Origin of the sequence: Bartonella eidoli (assembly GCF_036576145.1) — a bacterium.
Taxonomy (GTDB): Bacteria; Pseudomonadota; Alphaproteobacteria; order Rhizobiales; family Rhizobiaceae; genus Bartonella.
The window spans coordinates 1,488-3,146 of sequence record NZ_JBAFWX010000011.1 but is presented as its reverse complement, the minus strand read 5'-3'; the positions used below and the strand labels follow the sequence as shown (position 1 = coordinate 3,146).

Genomic DNA, 1,659 nt, shown 5'->3' with positions numbered 1-1,659 from the left:
TTGGTGGTGCATTTATTCTGTTGGCAAAAATTTCCCTTGCATTTCTATTTGCACTTGGACCTTTCTTTATTGTTGCTTTGCTTTGGCAAACAACACACCGCTTTTTTGAACGATGGGCAACACAATTGTTGAGTTACATCACTCTCATTGTACTCTTATCAACTATATTTAAAGTAATGTTAACTATTTTTACAAACTACATGGATGACCTCCGCTTTGATGGTCAACAAAATGTAAGCTATGCACTTGGAGGAGCTCTCACCCTATCCATCATTTCTATCGTGCTGTTGCTAAAGTTATCAAGCATTGCAAATACTTTAGCAAACGGCATTACACTTGAATATCTATGGAGATTAAGTGCTATAGGCAGTACTGTTTCCAGCAGTAGCCGTACATCTAAATAATTGAAATACAGCAATCAACGATCTGTCTGCAGCAGATTCAATCATAATTAAAAAAATAATGTTATACATTTTGAAAATCAAAATTGAAACATCGATAAAAAATTGCTAGATGAATAAACAATTTGAAACTGAGAATCGAAGTGTATCATTTTTATATTTTTGATTAATAATATTTTATTGTCAGCCTGCACATCGATTCTAAAGCCAAATCACACAAGCAATTAAAATTGAACATCTATTAATAAAACAACTCCTGCGAGAAATCAGCGAGAAAATGTAATTCATCCTCCTGTAATATGTAAATTCTGGAAAGAGTGAAACATGAAAAAGTTAGTTATTACAGCGATAATAAATGTAATTTTGACAACACCAAGTTTTGCAAATGCGATCTTTGCAACCCCAATTATTGATCATAAATATTCGCGTGCTATTAATGTATCATCCCTTTGGTGGGGAACTGGATACAGTGATCAACGTCAAAAAGCACCTACGTATCGAGGACATGGGGGAGATATAGATGTATATAGTAGAAGATTTTCATACCCTTCGGCAAAAAAGCCAGTAGCACCTAAAAAACAAACGCCCGGGAAACCGACAGCACCGGCACAAAACAAACCAACAGCACCAACACAAGGAAAATCAACACCAACACAAGGAAAATCAACACCAACACAAGGGAAATCAACAGCACAGACACAAACACGAACGACACCAACACAAGGGAGACAAACAACACCAACTCAAGGGAAACCAGCAACATCAACACAAGGGAGACAAGCAACATCAACACAAGGGAGACAAGCAACATCAACACAAGGGAGACAAGCAACATCAACACAAGGGAGACAAGCCGCACAACCACAAGGGAGACAAGCCGCACAACCACAAACGAGACAAGCAGCAGCTTCAACATCAAAGTCGAGGCCGGGAGCAACACAGGCACAAACAAAAATGCAGGCAGAAGCAGCAGCAAAAGCAGCAGCAGCAAAAGCAGCAGAAGCAGAAAGAGTAAAAGCAGAAAAAGCAAGAGCAGAAGCAGAAAGAATAAAAAGAGAAAAAGAAGAAAAAGCAAGAATAGAAGCGGAAAGAATAAAAAGAGAAAAAGAAGAAAAAGCAAGAATAGAAGCGGAAAGAATAAAAAGAGAAAAAGAAGAAGAAGCAAAAAGAGCGAGAGCAGAAGCGGAAAGAATAAAAAGAGAAGAAGAAGAAAAAAGAGCAAGAGCAGAAGCAGAAAGAATAAAAAGAGAAAAAGAAG

At 37.7% G+C, this 1,659-nt stretch carries 2 protein-coding genes; both read left to right on the top strand.

The window, feature by feature from the left end:
- Positions 1-404: type IV secretion system protein (locus V5N68_RS06090; RefSeq protein ID WP_332066284.1), on the top strand; the 404-nt coding region annotated here is incomplete at its 5' end.
- Positions 405-725: 321 nt separating this feature from the next.
- A partial coding sequence (locus V5N68_RS06085) for a hypothetical protein (protein WP_332066283.1) occupies positions 726-1,659 on the top strand: 934 nt, incomplete at its 3' end.